The sequence below is a fragment of the Devosia sp. genome (assembly GCF_965229025.1).
Lineage (GTDB): Bacteria > Pseudomonadota > Alphaproteobacteria > Rhizobiales > Devosiaceae > Devosia_A.
This window is the reverse complement of the sequence record NZ_OZ245853.1, coordinates 3,949,388-3,968,710: the sequence shown is the minus strand read 5'-3', so window position 1 is coordinate 3,968,710 and position 19,323 is coordinate 3,949,388. Positions and strand designations below refer to the sequence as shown.

At 64.3% G+C, this 19,323-nt stretch carries 18 protein-coding genes and 2 tRNA genes; 11 read left to right on the top strand and 9 right to left on the bottom strand.

From position 1 onward, the window contains the following. Positions 1-35: 35 nt before the first annotated feature. Positions 36-308, bottom strand: a complete 273-nt coding sequence (locus ACO06J_RS19330) for a DUF4242 domain-containing protein (protein ID WP_421762340.1) — start codon at positions 306-308, stop codon at positions 36-38. Positions 309-524: 216 nt separating this feature from the next. Between ACO06J_RS19330 and ACO06J_RS19325 the strand changes: the two genes are divergently transcribed. After that, positions 525-3,107 (top strand): ATP-binding protein, encoded by a 2,583-nt coding sequence (locus ACO06J_RS19325; RefSeq protein WP_421762339.1) that lies wholly within the window; start codon positions 525-527, stop codon positions 3,105-3,107. A 181-nt stretch (positions 3,108-3,288) separates the two neighbouring features. Here ACO06J_RS19325 and ACO06J_RS19320 read toward each other — a convergent pair whose 3' ends face one another. Both ACO06J_RS19320 and ACO06J_RS19315 read right to left on the bottom strand, forming a co-directional pair. Further along, entirely contained in the window at positions 3,289-4,764 is a 1,476-nt protein-coding gene (locus tag ACO06J_RS19320; protein WP_421762338.1) for a M48 family metalloprotease, read from the bottom strand. Continuing rightward, positions 4,761-5,567, bottom strand: coding sequence for a thermonuclease family protein (locus tag ACO06J_RS19315; protein WP_421762337.1), 807 nt, complete (start codon positions 5,565-5,567; stop codon positions 4,761-4,763). The genes ACO06J_RS19320 and ACO06J_RS19315 overlap by 4 nt, the downstream gene beginning before the upstream one ends. 134 nt (positions 5,568-5,701) lie before the next feature. On the opposite strand from ACO06J_RS19315, the gene ACO06J_RS19310 reads away from it, so the two are divergent. Then, on the top strand, positions 5,702-6,412 hold the full coding sequence (locus tag ACO06J_RS19310) for a hypothetical protein (protein ID WP_421762336.1): 711 nt from the start codon (positions 5,702-5,704) through the stop codon (positions 6,410-6,412). Between the two features lie 63 nt (positions 6,413-6,475). On the opposite strand, the gene ACO06J_RS19305 is transcribed toward ACO06J_RS19310, so the two are convergent. Next, a complete protein-coding gene (locus ACO06J_RS19305) occupies positions 6,476-8,515 on the bottom strand; it encodes a HAMP domain-containing methyl-accepting chemotaxis protein (protein WP_421762335.1) in 2,040 nt (679 codons plus the stop codon). A gap of 247 nt (positions 8,516-8,762) precedes the next feature. Between ACO06J_RS19305 and ACO06J_RS19300 the strand changes: the two genes are divergently transcribed. The 3 genes from ACO06J_RS19300 to ACO06J_RS19290 all read left to right on the top strand — a co-directional run bounded on the left by ACO06J_RS19300 (position 8,763) and on the right by ACO06J_RS19290 (position 9,589). Continuing rightward, positions 8,763-8,839, top strand: a tRNA-Arg gene (locus ACO06J_RS19300). A gap of 47 nt (positions 8,840-8,886) precedes the next feature. Next, positions 8,887-9,372: a CAP domain-containing protein gene (locus tag ACO06J_RS19295; RefSeq protein ID WP_421762334.1), complete on the top strand. Its 486-nt coding sequence runs from the start codon at positions 8,887-8,889 to the stop codon at positions 9,370-9,372. Then, positions 9,362-9,589, top strand: coding sequence for a sulfurtransferase TusA family protein (locus tag ACO06J_RS19290; protein WP_421762333.1), 228 nt, complete (start codon positions 9,362-9,364; stop codon positions 9,587-9,589). The genes ACO06J_RS19295 and ACO06J_RS19290 overlap by 11 nt, the downstream gene beginning before the upstream one ends. Positions 9,590-9,770: 181 nt before the next feature. Here ACO06J_RS19290 and ACO06J_RS19285 read toward each other — a convergent pair whose 3' ends face one another. From ACO06J_RS19285 to ACO06J_RS19275, 3 genes are all read right to left on the bottom strand, one after another. After that, positions 9,771-10,850: a D-alanyl-D-alanine carboxypeptidase family protein gene (locus ACO06J_RS19285; protein WP_421762332.1), complete on the bottom strand. Its 1,080-nt coding sequence runs from the start codon at positions 10,848-10,850 to the stop codon at positions 9,771-9,773. Between the two features lie 278 nt (positions 10,851-11,128). Then, positions 11,129-13,552 (bottom strand): beta-glucosidase H, encoded by a 2,424-nt coding sequence (locus ACO06J_RS19280; protein WP_421762549.1) that lies wholly within the window; start codon positions 13,550-13,552, stop codon positions 11,129-11,131. 141 nt (positions 13,553-13,693) lie between these two features. Then, a complete protein-coding gene (locus ACO06J_RS19275) occupies positions 13,694-14,119 on the bottom strand; it encodes a DoxX family protein (RefSeq protein WP_421762331.1) in 426 nt (141 codons plus the stop codon). A gap of 84 nt (positions 14,120-14,203) precedes the next feature. On the opposite strand from ACO06J_RS19275, the gene ACO06J_RS19270 reads away from it, so the two are divergent. Then, on the top strand, positions 14,204-14,620 hold the full coding sequence (locus ACO06J_RS19270) for a winged helix-turn-helix transcriptional regulator (protein ID WP_421762330.1): 417 nt from the start codon (positions 14,204-14,206) through the stop codon (positions 14,618-14,620). A gap of 60 nt (positions 14,621-14,680) precedes the next feature. Here the strand turns inward: ACO06J_RS19270 and ACO06J_RS19265 are convergent, their stop codons facing one another. Continuing rightward, positions 14,681-16,033 (bottom strand): MATE family efflux transporter, encoded by a 1,353-nt coding sequence (locus ACO06J_RS19265; protein ID WP_421762329.1) that lies wholly within the window; start codon positions 16,031-16,033, stop codon positions 14,681-14,683. A gap of 291 nt (positions 16,034-16,324) precedes the next feature. Here ACO06J_RS19265 and ACO06J_RS19260 point away from each other — a divergent pair, with 291 nt between their 5' ends. From ACO06J_RS19260 to ACO06J_RS19240, 5 genes are all read left to right on the top strand, one after another. After that, positions 16,325-17,050, top strand: coding sequence for an AzlC family ABC transporter permease (locus ACO06J_RS19260; protein ID WP_421762328.1), 726 nt, complete (start codon positions 16,325-16,327; stop codon positions 17,048-17,050). Next, complete coding sequence (locus ACO06J_RS19255; protein ID WP_421762327.1) at positions 17,040-17,336, top strand: AzlD family protein; 297 nt, start codon at positions 17,040-17,042, stop codon at positions 17,334-17,336. The genes ACO06J_RS19260 and ACO06J_RS19255 overlap by 11 nt, the downstream gene beginning before the upstream one ends. A 66-nt stretch (positions 17,337-17,402) precedes the next feature. Beyond that, the gene (locus ACO06J_RS19250; protein ID WP_421762326.1) at positions 17,403-17,804 is read left to right on the top strand and encodes a flagellar basal body rod protein FlgC; all 402 of its coding nucleotides are present in this window, start codon (positions 17,403-17,405) and stop codon (positions 17,802-17,804) included. Between the two features lie 147 nt (positions 17,805-17,951). Beyond that, positions 17,952-18,443: a cupredoxin domain-containing protein gene (locus tag ACO06J_RS19245; RefSeq protein ID WP_421762325.1), complete on the top strand. Its 492-nt coding sequence runs from the start codon at positions 17,952-17,954 to the stop codon at positions 18,441-18,443. 116 nt (positions 18,444-18,559) lie between these two features. Next, positions 18,560-19,123 (top strand): DUF1269 domain-containing protein, encoded by a 564-nt coding sequence (locus ACO06J_RS19240; protein WP_421762324.1) that lies wholly within the window; start codon positions 18,560-18,562, stop codon positions 19,121-19,123. A 15-nt stretch (positions 19,124-19,138) separates the two neighbouring features. Here the strand turns inward: ACO06J_RS19240 and ACO06J_RS19235 are convergent. Beyond that, positions 19,139-19,222, bottom strand: a tRNA-Leu gene (locus tag ACO06J_RS19235). Between the last annotated feature and the right edge of the window lie 101 nt (positions 19,223-19,323).

The window sequence follows — 19,323 nt, the reverse complement described above, 5'->3', positions numbered from 1 at the left end:
ACTCCATGAGTGGTGGGGCGAAAGGCCCTTAGTGCTTAGCGGTAGAAATAGGGGTCGAGCACGCGCACTTCGGTGATGCGGTCGACAGGCAGCGCGTTCTTCTGCGCGACGCTGCGGATCGCCTCGGGCGACGGACCGTCATAGACGCAATAGCTCTGCTTCTTGTCGGGCGAGACGAACGACTGCACCCAGGTGACACCCTTTTCGGCGTTGCGGGCGACGACGCCGCCCATGGCGGCAGCACCGGATTCATCGATCGGGACGATGAGGCCATCGGGGAAGTTGCGTTCAACGATATAGCGGGGCATGTGATAATCCTTGTCTGAAAGCCGCCCTTGCGGCGGCGACACAGCAATCGCATCATCGAGGTGCGCGTCGTATCGGTGGGATTGCCCAGTTTCCGATCGGCGATTACCCATATTTCTGCCCGTGCCGGGGATTAATCCCGCGCCGGTGACGTTGTGGTTAGGGGTGGCGTCTGGCCGTTTCGATTTGCAGGTCGAAACGGCAGAGGGAATATTTTGATGATGTTACTGGAGCGCGATGCGCACCTTGCAACATTGCGCACGCTGGTTGCCGACGCCGCCGCCGGGCGAGGCCGGCTGGTTGCTGTGACCGGCGAGGCAGGCGCCGGCAAGACCGCCCTGATCGCCCGGTTTACTGCGGAACTTGGCCCCACGGTGCGCCTGCTGCGCAGCGCCTGCGAGGACCTGTCGATCCCCGATCCGCTAGGGCCGCTTTACGACCTGGCGCGCGAGGCCAACTGGCCCATCGACCGCGTCGGCGGCACGCAGGGCGAGCGCCTGCCGCTGTTTTCAGATGCGCTGGCGGTGTTCGAGACACCCTCGCGGCCGACGGTGATCGTTATCGAGGACTTGCACTGGGCCGATGACGCGACGCTCGACCTGGTGCGGTTCATGGGGCGGCGCATCGCCAGCACGCATATTCTGCTGCTGCTCACTGCCCGCAATGATGACAGCGAAGGCCAGAAGCGCCTGCGCCGGGCGCTGAGCGATATCCCGCCCAACAATCTCCACCGAATCGATGTGCCGCTCCTGAGCGAGGCAGCGGTGACGCAACTGGCCGGCGGCACCGGGCAGGATAGCGGCGCCATCTACAGGGCGAGCGCCGGCAACGCGTTTTTTGTCACCGAACTGCTGCAGGATGGGACAGATCACAACCTGCCGCAAAGCGTGCGAGACGCCATCCTGGCGCGGGTCGAGCGGCTCTCCCCCGATACCCGCTCGGCACTGCACACCGTGGCGGTGTTTCCTCGCCGCGTGGAGACGGCGGTTCTGCGCCGGGTGCTGTATGGCGGTGACGAATGGCTGGCCGAGTGCGTTGCGGCGGGCCTACTCGAAGCGCGCGGCGACAGCTACGCCTTCCGCCACGAGATCGCCCGCCGCACCGTCGAGGCCGATTTGCCGCAACATCGCCGCGAGGCGCTGAACGCGCAGGTGCTGGCGGCACTGCGGCAGATCCCCGATATCCCGGCAGCACGCCTCGCCCACCACGCGGTGGAAGCCCGCAATGCCCAAGCGGTGCGCGAACTCGCGCCGCGCGCCGCCTATGAGGCCTCGCGCATCGGCGCGCATCGCGAGGCGGCCGGGCACTATGAGGCGATGCTGAAGCTCACCGATGGCTTCACGCTCGACGAGCAGGCCGAGATCAACACCCGCTATGCCTTCGAGTGCCACGTGATCGGCCGCATCCCCGAAGCGATCGAGGCGCAGAAGCGGGCGCGAGACCTCTACCGCCGCCTCGGCAACCGGGTCGACGAGGGCAATGCGCTGCGCTGGCTGAGCCGTTTGAGCTACCTCAACGGCCGCCGGCGCGATGCCGACACCTATGGTGCCGAAGCGATCGCCATGCTGGAGACGGAACCGCCGGGCGCCGAACTCGCCATGGCGTATTCCAACCTCTCCCAGCTGGCCATGCTTGAGGATGAGCATGAAAAAGCCATCCGGGAGGGCCGCTCGGCAATTGCGCTGGGTCAGGTGCTGGGGCGGCCCGATATTGTCTCGCACGCCCTCAACAACATGGGCACGTCACGCGCCTGGGGCGACCGCCAGCAGGGGCGGGTGGAACTGAGCCAGAGCCTCGAGATGGCGCTGGCGCACAATTTCCAGGAGCACGCGGCGCGCACCTACACCAATTACGGGTGTTTCGAGATCAATGTGCTGGAGTACCAGGCAGCGCGTGAGCAGTTTGAGACCGGCATCAGCTATTGCATCGACCACGACCTCGATACCTGGCGCTGGTACATGCAGGGCTGGCTCGCCGAGACCCTGCTGCGGCTCGGGCACTGGACCGAAGCGGCGGACAAGGCCGGCGAGATCGTCGACGCCGAGTATGTCTCGCCGCTGATGCGATATACCTCGGTGCTGGCGCTGGCCCGCCTGCGGCTGCGGCGCGGCGACCCCGATCTCGAACCGCTGCTGGCCGAGCTCAAGGCATTCACCACCTTCAATGGCGAAGTCCAGCGTCTCGCGCCCTATGCGACGATCCTCGCCGAGCGCGCCTGGCTGGGGCTCGGCGATCGCGCCGAAGCGCTGCAGGCGATCGATTGCGCGCAATCGCTGATCAGGTCGTACGAGCAGTTCGGCGAACTGGCCGTGTGGCGCTGGCGGCTTGATCCGGGTCACAAGCCGGGCGACTTACAGGGCCTCGCCGAGCCTTTTGCCGCGGAGATTGCGGGGGATTGGCGCCGCGCGGCGCGGCTCTGGGACGAGATCGGCGCGCCGTTCGAGCAGGCGCTGGCCCTGATGGGCGGGGATGAGGTGGCACAGCGCGAGGCGCTGCAGCTGCTTGAAACGCTGGGCGCGCCGCCCGCGACGAACAAGCTGCGCACCATCATGCGCCGGCAGGGGATCAACGTCGCCAACGGCCCGCGTGCCGCCACGCGCGCCAACGCGCTAGGCCTCACGGCGCGCGAGATGGAAGTGCTGATGCTGGTGGGCCAGGGACTCTCCAGCAAGCGCATAGCTGCGCAACTGGCGATTTCGCCCAAGACCGTCGATCACCATGTGGCGACGACGCTCGAAAAGCTCGGCGCGCACTCACGCAATGAGGCAAGTGCGGTGGCACGTGAGGCCGGGTTGATCTGAGGGGTCGTCGGTCTGCGTTGGACGCAGCGCAATCGTCGAAACGCTTGAAGGCCCCCTCACCCGGCCTTTGGCCGACCTCTCCCCCGAAGGGAGAGGTAAGCTGAGGCACGATCAAGCCACCTCGCCACCTCTCCCTCTGGGGGAGAGGTCGGCCCAAAGGGCCGGGTGAGGGGGCCTTCCTCTATTCGACCGCGACGATCTTGTACTTCTGGCCGGGCGTCAGCGTGTCGCCCGGATAGAGGTTGTTGATGATGTAGAACAGGTCCGTGCCGCGGGCGAGGCCGCTCATCTTGCGGGCGAGCGAGTCTGCCGTGTCGACGCTGCCGGCGGTGACGGTGCGGATCACCAGCTTCCGGGCGCTCTTGATGTCGCTCGCGGTAGCGACACGGAAACTGCGCAGCGTCGCGTCAGCGGCCTTGTCGAAGGCGGGGCTGTCGGACTTGGCGGCAAAGATGAAGCGGTAGACCCGGCCATCAAGCCGCGCCACGGCGACCCGGAAGTTCCACTGCGGGGTGACGGCGACGCCGGTGGCCATGTCGATGCCATTGGCGCTCTGCTTGATCACCGTGGTCGGTTGCAGGCCCGCGATCCAGCCGGACTTGAGGTAATCCTCAAGCGCCATGCTGGCGGGCACTTCCGCGCTGTCAAAGCGCACGGCTTCGCCTTCGCCGGCAACGCCCACTACGGCGCCCTTCGAGATCTGCAGGGTGTAGCCGTCGGGCACCGCGAAGGTGAACTTCAGCACCGGATTGACATAGCGACGGCCGACAATGGCGCCCTGCGCCGGGCTGTCGCCAAAAGCGAGGCCGTCAACGCTGGCCATATAGCCGTCGCGATCGGTCTCGCCGATGCCGGGGGCGCCGAAGAAGGCCCGCGCCGTTTCGATCGCCTTCTGGATGCGATCGGGTGTCGAGGGATGGGAGGAAAGGAAGTCATCGGCCTGGTCGGCATCGCCAACCGAGAACTTGGCAAAGCGCGCCATGGCGCCGAGGAAGCGCGCCGCTGCGTGCGGGTCATAACCGGCGCGACCGGCGGTGAGGATGCCTTCCTTGTCGGCGGCAAGTTCCTGTTGCTGGCTGAACGCGGCAAAGGAGAGCTTTGCGGCATTGGCGCTCTGGTCGGTCTCGGCATTGGCACCGAAGACGCCCGTGATCACCTTGTCGACGATCTCATCGGTCTTGGCGCGGTTGGAGCGGGCGCGGGCGTGTTTCAGCGTCACATGCGCGATTTCATGCGCGAGGACGGCAGCGAGCTCGGAGGTATCGGAGGCGAGCGCCAGGATGCCGCGCGTCACATAGACATAGCCGCCGGGCAGCGCGAAGGCGTTGACCTCGGAGGTGTCGAGAATGGTGACGGTGACCTTCTGGTTGGGCTGGTTCGCTGCCGCCAGCAGGCGCCCGACGATGCGGGCGAGCATGATCTCGGCCTGCCGGTCCGAATAGATGCCGCCATACGAGGCGATGATGCGCGGATGCTCGCGCGCGCCAATGGCATCGTCCTCATTGTCGTCCGGGCTCGCGACAATCGGCGCACTCTGGCCATTGGTGTGGCTGACTTCGACGCCCGACGGCATGAAGCTCGAGCACGAGGCGAGCAGCAACGGCAGCAGCCCGAGCAGCGCCACCCCAAGGACTTTCCTGATCGGTGCTGCGATCATTTATACGCCAAGACCTCGATCTGCTCGGGATGGGTCACGGCGATCCGTGGACCGTCATGCACATCTACCCAGCCCCTTACCCTGACCAATGCCCCGCCCAATTGCAGGGGATCGATCCCCGATCCGGAAAACAGGGCAAGCGCCGCGCGATCGATGACGGCGGTGAAATCCTGCTTCCACGTTCGGCCGAAATTCAGATAGACGCGCCCCTGCACAGTATCGGCTTGCAGCACGCGTCCTTCCACCAGCTCATAGTGGCCAGAGCGTTGGGCCAAATCGTCAGGCCTGTCTGCTCTGCGCACGGCATAATAGGGATCACTCCAGATGCCAAGCCTGTTCGCGCGCGCCTTGCCCTCGGCCGCCATCAACTCACCCGAACAAGCGCGGTTATCGGCGAAAGTGTAGAGCCGGGCGAGCCCGGCGGCGACCATCTGCTGCTGCACCCAGATCTCGGGCGATCCAAGCACATACGTCTGGCCGAGCGTGCGCCCGTGCCGATCCATGGTTTCGCCCCCATAGCGGATGATCACCTGTTTGCCGAGCGTGAGCGTTTCGAGGGCGGCGCGGGCGGCCTCGGCCTTGGGCCAGGCAACGAAGTCCTCGCTCCCCTGCGGCAGCTTGGGCGCTTGCGTTCCGATGAGGCGCACCACCATGCCGGTATCGAGAACGATGGTGTCGCCATCAGCAACGGAAACCACCGTGCCGCGCGGCCCGTCGGTGAGGCCAGCGCAGGCCCGCGCGCTTATTGGCATGGCGACCAGCACCGCCAAAGCCCCAATTCTGAGCACATCATTGAACCGCAAGTTCCGCCCCAAACGCGACGCAACAAACTGCACCAAATTGCGGCGAAATTCTTCCCACCTGCACCACAATCGCGCACACTGCCGCCCAGCGCCTCGGAGGCGCCAGTCCAGCAATCGGATGCCCGACCAGACCCATGTTGGCCGAATTCCTCGTCTACGCTGCGAGCCACAAGGCCACGCCGCCGACCTTCCGCCGGTATCTGGGTGATGCTGTCGGCAGGTGGCGGCACGGCGAGCGGCAGGCCCGGGCCTGGGCGCCGCACCTCACCAAGGCCCGCGGGCTGATCGACAGCACGATCGATGACATCGCATCACGGCGCACCGTGGTGGTGCTCGGGTCAGGGCCGCTGTTCGATATCCCGCTCGAATCGCTGGCCCGCACCTTTGAGCGGGTCGTACTGGTCGACTGGGCGCACCTGTCAGCGGTTGCACCGAGGTCGCGGCCCTATAGCAATATCGAGCGGCAATGGCGGGACCTTGGGGCCGCAGCGTGCGAGCCGCTGGCGTTCCTCAGCGAGATATCCGATCTCGACTGGGTCATCTCACCCTGCCTCATCTCGCGGCTGGCGGAAACGGCGCCCGCGGGTCAGCAGCGGCGCGCGGTGGATTGCCATCTCGACGCGCTGGCCGCACTCCCCTGCCCGGTGACGCTTATTGCCGAACTCGACTACCGGGTGTTCAACCGGCATGGCGTGATGCTGGACCATGCTGACCTGCTGTTCGGCCGCCATGTGCCGCGCACGGGCCTGCGCTGGAAATGGGAGGTGGCGCCGTTTCGCGAACATGATCGCCACACCCGCCGCGTCCACTCCGTCGCGGCCTGGCCCGACTGGCGCCACGCGTGAGTGCAAAACAAGAAGGCCGGCCCCATTGGACCGGCCTTCTGATGTTCGCAGGTTTGGCTGGCCTCAGAACTCGTTCCAGTCTTCCTTGAGCGCAGCGTTGCCCTTGGAGAGATAGGAGTTCGCTGCAGCCTTCACCTTCTGCTGCAGCGCCTTGATGCCGGTGGCAGGGGGAGCCGCGGCAGGACGCGCGGCCGGGGCCGGGGTGGCGGTGCGGCTGGTGTGCTGGTCGACCACGAAGCGGTCGACGATGGTGTCGAGCTCGTTCGCCTGGCTCTCGGTCTGCTCGATCGCGGCATTGGTTTCTTCGACGAGAGCCGCATTGTGCTGGGTCATCTCGTCCATCTGACGGATCGCGCCCGAGACTTCGGCGATGGCGTTCGACTGTTCGCGGCTGGCGCTCGAGATGTCCTTGATCAGCTCGGCGCTTTCCTTGACCGAACCCAGCATGTCGATCAGCTTCTGGGTGGCTTCTGCCACCAGCTTGCTGCCTGAACTCACTTCACCCGCAGACTGCTCGATCAGCACCTTCACCTCAGATGAGGCGCTGGCTGCCGACTGCGCAAGGCGGCGGACTTCCACGGCCACCACAGCAAAGCCCTTGCCCGCATCACCGGCGCGCGCCGCTTCCACCGAGGCGTTGAGCGCGAGGAGGTTGGTCTGGAAGGCGATATCGTCGATGAGCCCGATGATGTTGGAGATCTTGGCCGAGGACGAACTGATCCGCTCCATCGCCGCATTCGACTTGGTCATCACCTCGCCGGTGAGCGCTGCCGTATCGGAGACGTTCTGCGCCTTGCTGGAGGCCTGCTCGGCCCGCTTGGCGTTCTCGATCACCGTGGTGCTGAGCTGCTCCATGGCCGCAGAGGTCTCTTCGATCGCTGCCGCCTGCTTGGTGGTGCGTTCGGCGAGATCATTGGCACCGGCAAGGATCTCACCAGTCGCGGTCTTCAGCCCACCCGAAGTATGCCGCAACTGGCCCACCACGTCCGAGAGGTTATCGACCACGGCATTGGTATCGGCCTTGAGCTTGGCGAAGGCCCCGCGATATTCGCCCTGCATGCGCATGGTGAGATCGGTCTGGGCGAGAGCAGCCAGCACCTCTCCGGTCTCGCTGATCCCGGCATCTACGGTCGACAGCAGGTCGTTGACGTTCTTGGCGACGGCCTGCAAATCCTCATCGGGGACCGACAAGGCAATACGCTGGGTGAAGTCGCCATCGACGGCGGCATTCACTGCGGTCGCAAGCCCATCCATCAGCTGGGTCATCGACGCCGCGCGTTCACGGGTCTGGCCGGTGCGGATCGCTTCGGCATCGTTCAGTTCACGCACCTTGATGGCATTGACCTGGAACACCTTCACCGCCGCCGCCATCTCCCCGATCTCGTCACCCCGCGACGTATAGGGGATCGCCTCGTCGAGGTGACCCTCCGCAAGCGTGTTCATCCGCGCCGTCATGGCGCCCAGCGGGTTCAGCACGCGGCGGATGGCAACGGCAATTGCTGCAATGCCGGCGAGCAGAACTGCGATCGAAAGAGTAATCGCCCACAGCTGCGCCGACGCCACGGACGCCGCTGCAGCCGCTGACTCATCGTTGGAGTTGACCACCTTGTCGTCCGACATGGCCTTGAGCGCCTTGGAAAACGCGTCGCCTGCCGTCTCCTGCTCATGGTATTTCGCGGTTGCGGTTTCGGGCGCGCTGGCGAGCGCTGCCTCAACCTGCTGTGCCGCCTGCACCCAGGCACCCCAGGCTGCCACAACACCGTCATAGGCATCCTGGTCACCCTGGTCGACGATCATCGGCTTGTAGTCTTCGAGCAACTGGGCCGTGCTCGCCTCGACTTGCTGGAGGGTGCTCGCAGTGACCTGCCGCTCGGCATCGGAGACCGGGATGATCTCTTCGGCGATCAGCATCTGGGCTTCCATCGCCGAGGCCCGGATATCACCGATCTTCAGCATGGTCGGCAATGAGTTTGCGGCCAGATAGTTGACCTTTTGAGCCACCTGACCGAGGGATATCCACCCCACCGTGGCCTGTCCGAGCGCGATCGCGCCCAGTAGTGAAATCATGACGACGATGGTTTGCTTGCTGGTCAGGCCGGCCATTGCGGTATCCTTCGGGCAAGATGCGGCGCACCCCCGCCCCGATGGCTTGGCTTCATCCAGGCCGCACCCTGAACACGGCCCAGATTAAAGTCGATACCTTAAGTTAGTGCTTATTTGATCGATATTTGGGCAGTTTTTGGATGTCATCGCCCCCCTCCGGCTGCCTCGAGATTCGGATTTTATCCGCCAGATCACGAAGGTTGAGGTTTCCTCTGCGGCGCGGTTTTGCTATCCAGCACTGCTGTGCGGCCCCGTAGCTCAGCAGGATAGAGCGCAGGATTCCTAATCCTGAGGCCACGCGTTCGAATCGCGTCGGGGTCACCACGGCATTTCCGGACACGTCCCGGACACCAAAGGAGAACATCAGCCCAATGCCCGTAAGCGCCCCCGCAAGAGCCATCGCCACCCTCACCCGTCTGGCCATGGCCGGCAGCCTTGCTGCTGTGCTTGCAGCCTGCTCGATGGGCGGCCAGCCGCTGTCGCCGGGCCTGTCGGCACCGATGAACCAGCCGGGCGCACAACTGAGCCGCGTCGAGGCGCTGTTCCTCCTCAATGACTATCGCCGTACCCAGACCGCCGGTGACGTGCGCGGCGACGCCGTGCTCGACGACCGGGCACAGACCCTTGCCACCGCCTACGCCAAGACGGGCACGCCACCGGTAATGCCGGCCGGGGTGACGATCATGCGCGTCAGCGCCGGCTACAATACCTTTGCCGAAGCCTTCTCCAGCTGGCGCAATGCCCCGGCCGATGCGGCGGCGATTGCCGACCGCAGCGCCACGCGGGCTGGGCTCGGCGTCGCCTATCAGGCGAACTCGGCCAACGGCGTCTACTGGGTGCTGCTGCTTGCCCCCTGACGTCGAAACACTTGACTGCCGCTGGCTGCGCTGCCCGCTGCCGGTGCTGAAGATGGAAAAGCGCCTCGCGGCCCTCGCCGCGGGCGCGCATCTCCTGGTGCTGGCCACCGACCCGATGGCGAAGATCGACATCCCACTTTATTGCACCCAGCATGGGCACACGTGCGTGGTGACGGTGGATGGCGATGTGATGCGGTTTGGGATCGTCAGGGGTTGAGGGCTGCCCTCAGCGCCTCCCGCAAAGGCCCCCTCACCCGGCCTTCGGCCGACCTCTCCCCCGGAGGGAGAGGTAACGAGGTGGCGCGATCGTGCCTCAGCTCACCTCTCCCTTTGGGGGAGAGGTCGGACCGAAGGGCCGGGTGAGGGGGCCTTCCCCTTTGCGCAAGAGAAGAAAGCTCTCAATCCGCCAGTGCAACTGCCGCAGGGGCGTAGGTCGGGCGGGGGCGGGGCATGTCGATGTCGTCGACGACCACGCCCAGATCGGTCGCCGTGTAGGTGACGCCTTCGATCTTGTCGTTGAGATAGCTCGGCTGGCCCTTGAGCCCCATCGGGAACGCCTTGATGCGTTCGGCGACATAGGCCTTGGCCTTCTTGCCGCAGATATTTGGCTTCATGTCGACCGGCTCGCTGTCGATATTGGACAATGTCACGACGCTCTTGCCGGTGCCGGCAAAGGCGCCCGAGAGCCCGCGCAGGAACATTTCGGCGGTGAGCTCATTGCGCTCGCGCGCCGAAGACCCGCCCAGCACCACTGCCAGCAGCGAGCGGCCGTCGCGCTCGACAGTGGCGACGATATTGAGCCCGGACGAGCAGATGTAACCGGTCTTCATGCCGGTGGTGCCAGCAAAATGTTCAAGGAGGCCATTGTTGGATTCAAGGCTCTTGCCGCCCAGGAGCACCGCTTCTGTGCCGAACATCGGCAGGTATTCGGGGAAATCGCGCCGGATATAGAGTGCCAGCATCGCGAGATCGCGCGCCGAGGTCACCTGCCCGGCTGCATGGAGACCGTTGGGATCGACATAGTGCGTGGCGGTGAGGCCCATGGCCTTCGCCATCTCGTTCATTTCGGCAACGAACTTGTCGTCCGAGCCCGAGACCGTTTCGGCGACCGCAATCGCGACGTCGTTGGCGGATTTGACCACCATGATGTAGAGCGCGTCGCGCATCGACACGGCCGCGCCGATTTCGAGACCTGACTTGGCCGGCGCCTGGTTCCAGGCATTGCGGCTGATCTTGACCGGGGTGTCGAGCGTAACGCGGCCCGCCTTGATCGCGGCAAAGGCGACATAGGCCGTCATCATCTTGGTGAGCGAGGCCGGATGCCACGGAACGCCCGCGTCCTCCGCATGCAGAACTTCGCCGCTCACCGCATCGACGAGGAGCTTGGGGATCGCGAGGGCCGGACTGGCCAAGGCGACCGAGACGGCAATGAGGGTGAGGACCGTGGCGATAAACCGCCGGGCGTACTGCGCGAGCAAGGCGCCTCCGGGATATGCTGCAGGATTGGGCCCGAGGCTTCTAGCAACCACAGGCCGAATGCTCAAGACATGCAACGCCGCAGTACCGGGCCCTTGACGCGCTTGTGACTTATCAGTCGGTATCGCTCCCAGCAGCAAGGCCCCCTCACCCGGCCTGCGGCCGACCTCTCCCCCGAAGGGAGAGGTGAGCTGTGGCAAGATCGCGCCGCCTCACCACCTCTCCCTCTGGGGGAGAGGTCGGCCCGAAGGGCCGGGTGAGGGGGCCTTCTTTTTGCGTCTCAGACCGGCAGCAGCAGGCGCGTCGTGCGGGTGATCTCGGCTGAAAGGCCGGGATCGGCGGCGTGGCGGGCGGCGCGGATGGTGAAGCTGCCCGGCTCAACCACCCAGTGCTTCGCCTTCTCGCCGAAGAACGCAAAGCAGCGGTCATCAAGGCTGAGGCTGACGCGGCGGCTTTCGCCGGGATTGAGCGCAACCTTGGCAAACCCCTTCAGTTCCTGCTTCGGGCGCGGCACCGAGGCCTCTGGGTCGGAGACGTAGATCTGCACCACATCCGAGCCCTTGCGGGCGCCGGTATTGGTGAGCGTCACCGCCACTTCGACCACCCCATCGCTCTCGAAGCGGCTGGCGTCCACCGCGAGATCGGAGAGCGCAAAGCTGGTGTAGCTGAGCCCGAAGCCGAACGGGAACAGCGGGGTGATACCGTGCCGATCGTAGTGGCGGTAGCCGATGAACACACCCTCTTCGTAACGCACTTTGCCGCTGAGACCAGGATAGACCTCGCGGTCCTGCGACTGGGTGGGGTTGTCGGCGAGCCGTGCCGGGAAAGTTTGTGGCAGTCGGCCGCCGGGTTCTGAGCGTCCGGTCAGCACATCGGCAATGGCATTGCCCGCCTCCTGGCCCGGATACCAGGCTTCGAGAACCGCCGCGACCTGGTCGAGCCAAGGCATTTCCACCGGCCCGCCGGTCTGGAGGATGACGATGGTACGCGGGTTGACGGCGGCAACGGCGGCGATCAGTTCGTCCTGCCGGCCGGGGAGCTTCATGTCGAGAAGATCACTGCCCTCGGTGTCCCACTCGCCATTACGGCCGACAAACAGCAATGCCGTCTCGGCACCGCGTGCCAGTTCGACCGCTTCGGCAATCGCGTCGTCGCCAAGCGGCAGCGCGATGCCGGCGGCAAAGGCAGCGAGACCCAGTGTCGCAAAGGCCTTGGTGGCGAACTCGATCACCACCTCATGGGGGCGGCCGGCTTCGAGCTGGATGGTGCCGACGACTTCGTCGCAGCCTTCTTCGAAGAAGGTGTGCCCCTTCTGCCAGTTGCTCCACGCATCGGCGACGAGGACGCCATCGACAAACACCCGGCCAAAGCCGGCGCTGTAAATGCCCACTTCGTGCAGCCCGCTCTTTTCGGGGGTAAACGTGCCGGTGAGGCGCGCGGAGAAATTGAGCGGATCGACAGTGCCATCGGCAATGCGCCCGATCCAGAAGGCCTGCGCCTCGCTCTGCGTGTCGGTGTGGGCGGCCGGGCCCGAGAGGTCGGTCGAGGCGAAATAGTCGACCGTGAACTTACCCTTCAGCAGCGCGCGGAAGCGGTTGTTGGTCACGCCCTCGGCGTAGCTCAGGCGTTCCGTGCCGAGCATCCACTTCAGCCCGTCCCACGGGGTAACCCGGTAGTGCGGATTGAGCTGCGCGCTACCGCCGCCCATGATCTGTGCCGTCTTGGCATTGGGGCCGATCACCGCGATGCGGCCCTGGCCGGTGAGCGGCAACACGCCGTCGTTCTTGAGGAGCACCGTGCCTTCGGCCCCGGCGCGACGGATCAGCGTGCGATGGCGCGGCTGGTCATCGGCACGTTCGGCGCGGATGAGGAGGTCGTCCAGTGCGTTGACCCGCTGCATCAGGCGCAGGATGTTGAGCGTGCGGGTGCGCACCATGTCACGCGACACCTCGCCGGCTTCGACGGCGGCAACGAGTTTGGCGCCGCGATCGCGCGTCGGGCCCGGCATTTCGAGGTCGAGCCCGGCGTTCACCGTGGGGGCGGTGGAGTGCGAGCCGAACCAGTCGGACATGACGATCCCGGTATAGTTCCACTCGCGCCGCAGCACCTGCGTGAGGAGCCACTCGTTCTCTGAGGTGAAGGTGCCGTTGAGCTTGTTGTACGAGCTCATGATGCCCCAGGTCTGGGCTTTCTTGACCGCCCATTCGAACGGCACAAGGTAGAGTTCGCGCAGCGCGCGCTCATCGATTTCGGAGCTGATCGTCGTCCGCTCGATCTCGGATTCATTGCCGACGAAGTGCTTGATGGTGGCTGAAATGCCGTGTGACTGGAGCCCAAGAATATACTGGGTGGCGAGCGTGGCGGTGAGGATCGGATCCTCGGAATAGCACTCGAAATTGCGGCCATTGCTGACCGAGCGATGGAGGTTCACCGTCGGCGCGAGGCTGACATGGGCGCCCTTGGACTTGACCTCTTCGGCCAGCGCCGCCCCGACTTCGCGGGTGAGCTCTGCATTCCATGTGGCGCCGAGCGCAATGCCCACCGGGAAGGCCGCGGACTTGACCCCGCCGATCAGCGAGCCGCCACCCCGCGCGCCATTGGGACCGTCGGTGACGCGGAGCTTGCCCACGCCGAGGCGCGGGATCATCGGCAGCGACCAGAAATCCTCGCCCGAGAGCAGGCTGACCTGCTCCTCGAGGGTCATCTGGTCGACCAGCGTTTCGATGCGATTGGTCACTTTGCACTCCTCCGGCAGCGGGCCAAGGCCTCCTCGTACAAACAACCGAAGCAAAAGAAAACGGCTCCTTCGCGATGAAGGAGCCGTTTCACCGCGATTTGGAGGTCATCAACCGCGCGGCGAAATCGGCGCCTTGCGCCAGCGGCCCCAGGCAACGAACAGGGCAAGGGCGAGGAGAACGATGTTGATCGGCAGGGTCTGTCCGGTTTCGCCCAGCGACGCATGGGTGCCGATGGCAAGGATCTGGATCACGGCAAAGCCGAGCGTCGCGAGCGGCGTCAGCCACGGCAGGATGCGGGTCAACGCCGGGAGGATCACGCCGATGGCGCCCAGCACTTCGACCGTACCGATAAAGGTGACCAGCAGCGGCGAGGTAACGGTGACCCAGTGCATCATATTGCCCAACTGGTCGAGCGGCGTCGTCAGCTTCATGAAGCCCGCCATGCCGAAAGCCAGCGCCAAGAGTGCCTGCGCGACCCAAAGGCCAATGCTCCACCAGTTTCGGCCGGTGGCGCCGTTGGTTACGTCAGTCATTTCGGGGCTCCATTTTTACCCTAGGCACAATCAGTAACTGAAACTATATTCGTGCCTTAGGAACCCTCGCAAGGAGGCACAAAAATGAAACCGATCCCCGGACGCAGCGAAACCTGCAATGCCATGGGCGACATCCTCAATCGCATCGGCGACAAGTGGAGCGTCATGATCGTGGGGTACTTGAAGGTGCGCACGATGCGCTTCAACGAGCTGCGCCACACCATTGGCGGCATCAGCCAGCGCATGCTGACGCTGACACTGCGCAACCTCGAGCGCGATGGGCTGGTGACCCGCACGGTCTACCCGGAAATTCCGCCGCGCGTCGAATATCAGCTGACCCAGTTGGGCCAGACACTGACCGAACCGCTGGACGCGTTGTGGAACTGGGCGGCGGCGCACCAGCACGAGGTGCGCGACGCGCGCTTCAATTATGATGCGGTGCACCAGGACACCCCGGACCCGATCCCGGCGGAACGCCGCTACGCCGGCGCTGAGCGCTGAAGATCGGCTTTATGTGCCGTTCCGGATCACTCCGGAACGGCAAGTTCGGTTGCGGCGGTTCTAGACCAGCGCCTCGATCTCTTTCTTGCGCCAGAAGCCGTAATAGTAGGCTCCCTGGAAGGTCATCAGCGCGGTGAAGCTGAGGCAATAACCGACCCAGACGCCCTGAAGCCCCCAGATCTGGCTGAGGATCAGCGCCGCCGGCACTTCGACCAGCGCGATGGCGGCGAGCGAGAGCCCCATCGGTATCCACACATCGCCCGAGGCGCGCATCACGGCCGAAAAGATCGAGCCGTAGCCAAATATGATGCAGCTCCAGAGCACGATGTGCAGAAGCGTTTCGGTGAGATCGACCACCGCCGGTTCGGTGATGAAAAAGCGCACAAGGTTCTGTGAAAAGAGGTACGCAATCAGCACCAGCGCGCCGGTGACGATGGTGTTGAGGATCAGCGCCGTCTGCGTGACCTTTTCGACGTCCGCCATGCGGCGCGCTCCGATGGCCTGCGCAGCAAAGATCGAGGCGGCAATACCCACCGACATGGCGGGGAACTGCACATAACTCATCACCTGGTTGACCGCCCCATAGGCGGCGGTCGCATCGGCGCCGAAGCGGTTGACGATGCCGACGATGACAATCGCCGAGATCGACGACACCACCATCGAGACACCGGCCGGAATGCCGAGCTTCACAACCAGTTTCAGCACCGGCCAGTTGATCCGGAGATTGCGCAGCAGCGCTCCGTCGATCGCCATCGCGCTCTTTCTGAGCTTCAGCACCACACCCAGAAAGCCGATGACGATGACAAAGCCGATGATGTTGGAAACTGGCCCCCCGATGATCCCAAGCGCCGGCAGGCCGAACCAGCCTTCGATGAGCGCCGGTGTGACCAAGAGGCTGACGACGATCGACAGCACGAGGCCGAGCAGCGGGGTGATCGTGTCACCCACGCCGCGCAGCATCGAGGTCATCAACAGGAAGATGAAAAACACCGGCATGCCGATCAGCGCCACGCGGCCATTGGCCGTGGCAAGCTCTATGATTTCAGCCGGCGCATTGAGCAGCATCATGATCTCGCGCGTGAAGAGGCCGCCGAAGACCGCAACAAAGAGGCCCATCAGGAGGCCAACGGTCAGCGAGGTGCCGGTTACCTCCTTGATCTTTTCGATATTCTTGGCGCCCCAGGCCTGCCCGATCAGGATCGCTGACCCCGAGGCGAGCCCGATGATGAACGAGATCAGAAAGATCAGGATGGGAAAGAACACCGCGGCCGCGGCAAGCGCCTTGGTGCCCAGCATCTGGCCGATATAGACGTTGTTGATGGTGCCCGAGAGCGACTGCAGGATGTTGCTGAGCATGAGCGGCAGCAAAAACAGGGAGAACCGCTGCCAGAGCGGCCGGCTGGAATTGAACATTTCAAAAGACTCCGAAACCCGATGACAAATGTGTCGTCGCGACAGCCCCAACGAGGCCAGTCTCCCGATAGGTCGGGAATTCTGGTCGGGCCACTTCACATCCGCGATGGGATGCCGGCGGGTCGGAGCACGGGGAGTTCAGAACGCACAGGTGCAGCGTCTAAACCTGAGGGCACTAAGCGTCAACAGGGGTGAGTGCAGCCGAGGGTTGCTGTCTTCCATCACAGGAAACGATGACCCGGATCAGCAAAACGCATCACGAAATCGCGCTGACTTGCGCTAGAAACCCATATGACCGAGCTGACCAATCCCTCCATTTCGAGTTCCCGCGCCCAGTTCCTGCTCGGCATGCGCATGTTCACGCCGGTAGCGATCTCGATTGCCGCCTATGGCCTCGTCTGGGGTGTGCTGGCGGGACAGGCCGGCATGAGCGTTCTGGAAGTGGCGCTGATGAGCGGGCTGGTGTTTGCGGGAGCGAGCCAGTTCGTAGCGCTCGACATGTGGCACCCCGGTAGCCTCCCCATCGTTTCGATTGTCATCGCCACTGCTATCGTCAACCTCCGCGTGCTGCTGATGTCGGCAACGCTGCGGCCGGTGGTGGGCCACCTTCACCTGCCAAGGGCACTGGCGGCGATGTTCTTTGTCTCTGACGAGCAATGGGCCATGACCATGGTCGAGGTCGGAAAGGGCAAGGGCAGTGTCGGGTTCCTGCTCGGCACCGGTGTGCTGTCCTGGATCAGCTGGGCGGGATCGACCCTCATTGGTCGCCTTGCCGGGGCCTTCATCAAAGATCCGACGCGCTACGGGCTTGATTTCGCCTTCACCGCCACCTTCCTCGTGCTGCTGCTCGGCATGTGGAAGGGCAAGGCCGATATCGTGCCGTGGGCGGTGGCCGCGGCGAGCGCGATTCTCACCGCCAAGCTGGTGCCCGGAAACTGGTACATCATCGTCGGCGGGTTGCTGGGCAGCCTTGCGGGCGCGCTCGTGGAAATGCGGAGGGCGCGCCATGTCGCTTGAGGCGCTGATCACTATCCTCGGCATGGCGGTCGTGACCTATGCCATCCGCGCCGGAGGCCTGCTGCTTGCCAACCGGTTGCCGACCACTGGGTTCGTCGCCGCCTGGTTGCGCCACCTGCCCGGTGCTGTGCTCGCGGCGCTGGTGGCGCCCGCAATTCTCAAAGGCGGACCGGCCGAGTGGCTGGCCGCTGCCGCGACGGCGCTGATCTATGCGCTGACCAAGAACCTCTTTGGAGCGATGGTGGGTGGCGTCGTCGCAGTGTTCCTGCTGCGCCAGCTGTTCTGAACATTTGTAAGAAAATCTGCATCAGCGGTTAGGGAGCCAGAAAAGCTTTGAGGTCATGATGTCCCGATGAGCATCAGTGCACTCTCTATCGGCATATCGGGTATGCAGGCAGCTGAAGCCCGGCTGAACGCGGCTTCGAGCAACATCGCCAATGTCCGGACGGCCGGCAGTCTGGACCCCAATGCTGGTCCCGCGCCGTACCAGCCCATCGACGCGGTCAGCGTCGATATCGGCAGCGGACTATCCGGCGTGATGACCTCGTATCAGCCGCGGAACAGCAAGCCGGTCGCCGTGTCCGACCCGGACTCCGGCTATGCCGATGCCAATGGCATGGTTGGCATGCCCGATATCGACATCGCCTCGGAAATGGTTTCGGCATTGATGGCACGGTACGAGTTCGCCGCTTCGGCCAAGATGGTCGGCATCGCCTCGGACATGCAAAAGACCGCTACCGATATCCTCGCCTGAGCGGCGCGTGCTCCGCTTACATTCAGCAATCTTCAGCTAGGCGTCAGTCCCACATCGTAGGCACAGGGCGCTCCGACCAGTGCGATCCCGCACCGGCGGGACTTTCGGCTGACACACGGAACGGCCGAGCTGAAGAGGAACTGAGACATGCTGCAATCGCGTATGAAAACGCTCGTGCTGGCCGTTACTCTGTCGTTTTTCGGGTTTGTAGCTCCGGTATTGGCCGCCGGTGCCACCATAAACGTCTCACTGGCCGATGCCGGCGCTGAAGCCGAACTCGGAACCGATATGGGCATGACCATGAAGGGCGACATGAAAATGGCCGTCATGCACGTCATCCCCGACAAGACTGAGGTGCCGGCTGGGGAAGTGACATTCAAGGTCACCAACAATTCCAAGGATATCGTGCACGAGATGCTGGTGGTGAAGGTGGCCGACGCGACCAAGCCGCTGCCCTATATCGATGGCGATAGCCGCGTCGATGAAGATGCGGCCGGCCACCTCGGCGAAGTCTCCGAGCTCGATCCCGGCGCCTCTGGGGCCCTCACGCTGACCCTCGACCCCGGCACCTACATGTTGTTCTGCAATATCCCCGGACACTACATGGCCGGGATGTGGACCCTTGTTACCGTGAAATGAGTTTTGGTGCCGCCATCCACTATGGACGGCGGCACCACATGGATATTCGCTCGCACAAGCCCTATCTTCGATCTGGTCCGGATCGCCGTTGATTGCCGGACAAGCTCGGAGCCGACATGCGCACGCTTACTGGACTGTTCGACACTTATCCGCGCGCTCTCGCCGCAGTGCAGGCCTTGCACCGGGCCGGCATCGACCAAACCCGCATCAGCCTTGTTGCAAACAGCACCGATGACGTCGTCGAACAAGTGGTGGAACACGAGGCGGCCACCGGCGCTGAAATCGGCGCTGGACTTGGCGCCGCGAGCGGCCTGCTTGCCGGGCTTGGCATTGTCGCCATCCCCGGGCTCGGACCGGTTGTCGCGGGCGGCTGGCTGATCGCCACCGCTTTTGGCTCAATCGCAGGTGCCGGCGTCGGTGCAGCGGCCGCATCACTGGTGGGCCGGCTCACCCACCATGGCATCGACGAAGACCATGCCAAGGCCATTACCGAGCATGTGAAAGCCGGCGGCGCGGTGGTCTCGGCCCGGGTCGATGCCAAGCACGAGATCGTAGCGCGCGCCATTCTCGATGGGGAAAGCGATGAAGAGATCGCCTCGGAGCGCGAAGCTGCGATCACCGAAGCACGCGAAGGCGAAGCCGCACCGGATGACCCGAGTTTACTACCGCCGGTGATCTGAGGAAAGCTCGCCGTCTGGTGCGGGTGGTCGGACTTGAACCGACACTCCTTTCGGAACCGGATTTTGAGTCCGGCGCGTCTACCATTTCACCACACCCGCAAAGACGTTGGCGCGGCCACGAGATACGGCAAATCGGCGCGTCGCGTCAACTTGAGAACTGAACAACGCAGAGCACCACCCGCGTCGGCCCTCTGGACGGG

Bases quoted from the DNA above. Each gene is read 5' to 3' on its own strand.
- ACO06J_RS19305 (WP_421762335.1), bottom strand. From the start codon at position 8,515: ATGGCCGGCCTGACCAGCAAGCAAACCATCGTCGTCATGATTTCACTA.
- ACO06J_RS19325 (WP_421762339.1), top strand. From the start codon at position 525: ATGATGTTACTGGAGCGCGATGCGCACCTTGCAACATTGCGCACGCTG.
- ACO06J_RS19255 (WP_421762327.1), top strand. From the start codon at position 17,040: ATGTCGCTTGAGGCGCTGATCACTATCCTCGGCATGGCGGTCGTGACC.
- ACO06J_RS19250 (WP_421762326.1), top strand. From the start codon at position 17,403: ATGAGCATCAGTGCACTCTCTATCGGCATATCGGGTATGCAGGCAGCT.
- ACO06J_RS19280 (WP_421762549.1), bottom strand. From the start codon at position 13,552: ATGACCCTCGAGGAGCAGGTCAGCCTGCTCTCGGGCGAGGATTTCTGG.
- ACO06J_RS19245 (WP_421762325.1), top strand. From the start codon at position 17,952: ATGCTGCAATCGCGTATGAAAACGCTCGTGCTGGCCGTTACTCTGTCG.
- ACO06J_RS19295 (WP_421762334.1), top strand. From the start codon at position 8,887: ATGCCCGTAAGCGCCCCCGCAAGAGCCATCGCCACCCTCACCCGTCTG.
- ACO06J_RS19240 (WP_421762324.1), top strand. From the start codon at position 18,560: ATGCGCACGCTTACTGGACTGTTCGACACTTATCCGCGCGCTCTCGCC.
- ACO06J_RS19320 (WP_421762338.1), bottom strand. From the start codon at position 4,764: ATGATCGCAGCACCGATCAGGAAAGTCCTTGGGGTGGCGCTGCTCGGG.
- ACO06J_RS19260 (WP_421762328.1), top strand. From the start codon at position 16,325: ATGACCGAGCTGACCAATCCCTCCATTTCGAGTTCCCGCGCCCAGTTC.
- ACO06J_RS19330 (WP_421762340.1), bottom strand. From the start codon at position 308: ATGCCCCGCTATATCGTTGAACGCAACTTCCCCGATGGCCTCATCGTC.
- ACO06J_RS19310 (WP_421762336.1), top strand. From the start codon at position 5,702: ATGTTGGCCGAATTCCTCGTCTACGCTGCGAGCCACAAGGCCACGCCG.
- ACO06J_RS19275 (WP_421762331.1), bottom strand. From the start codon at position 14,119: ATGACTGACGTAACCAACGGCGCCACCGGCCGAAACTGGTGGAGCATT.
- ACO06J_RS19270 (WP_421762330.1), top strand. From the start codon at position 14,204: ATGAAACCGATCCCCGGACGCAGCGAAACCTGCAATGCCATGGGCGAC.
- ACO06J_RS19265 (WP_421762329.1), bottom strand. From the start codon at position 16,033: ATGTTCAATTCCAGCCGGCCGCTCTGGCAGCGGTTCTCCCTGTTTTTG.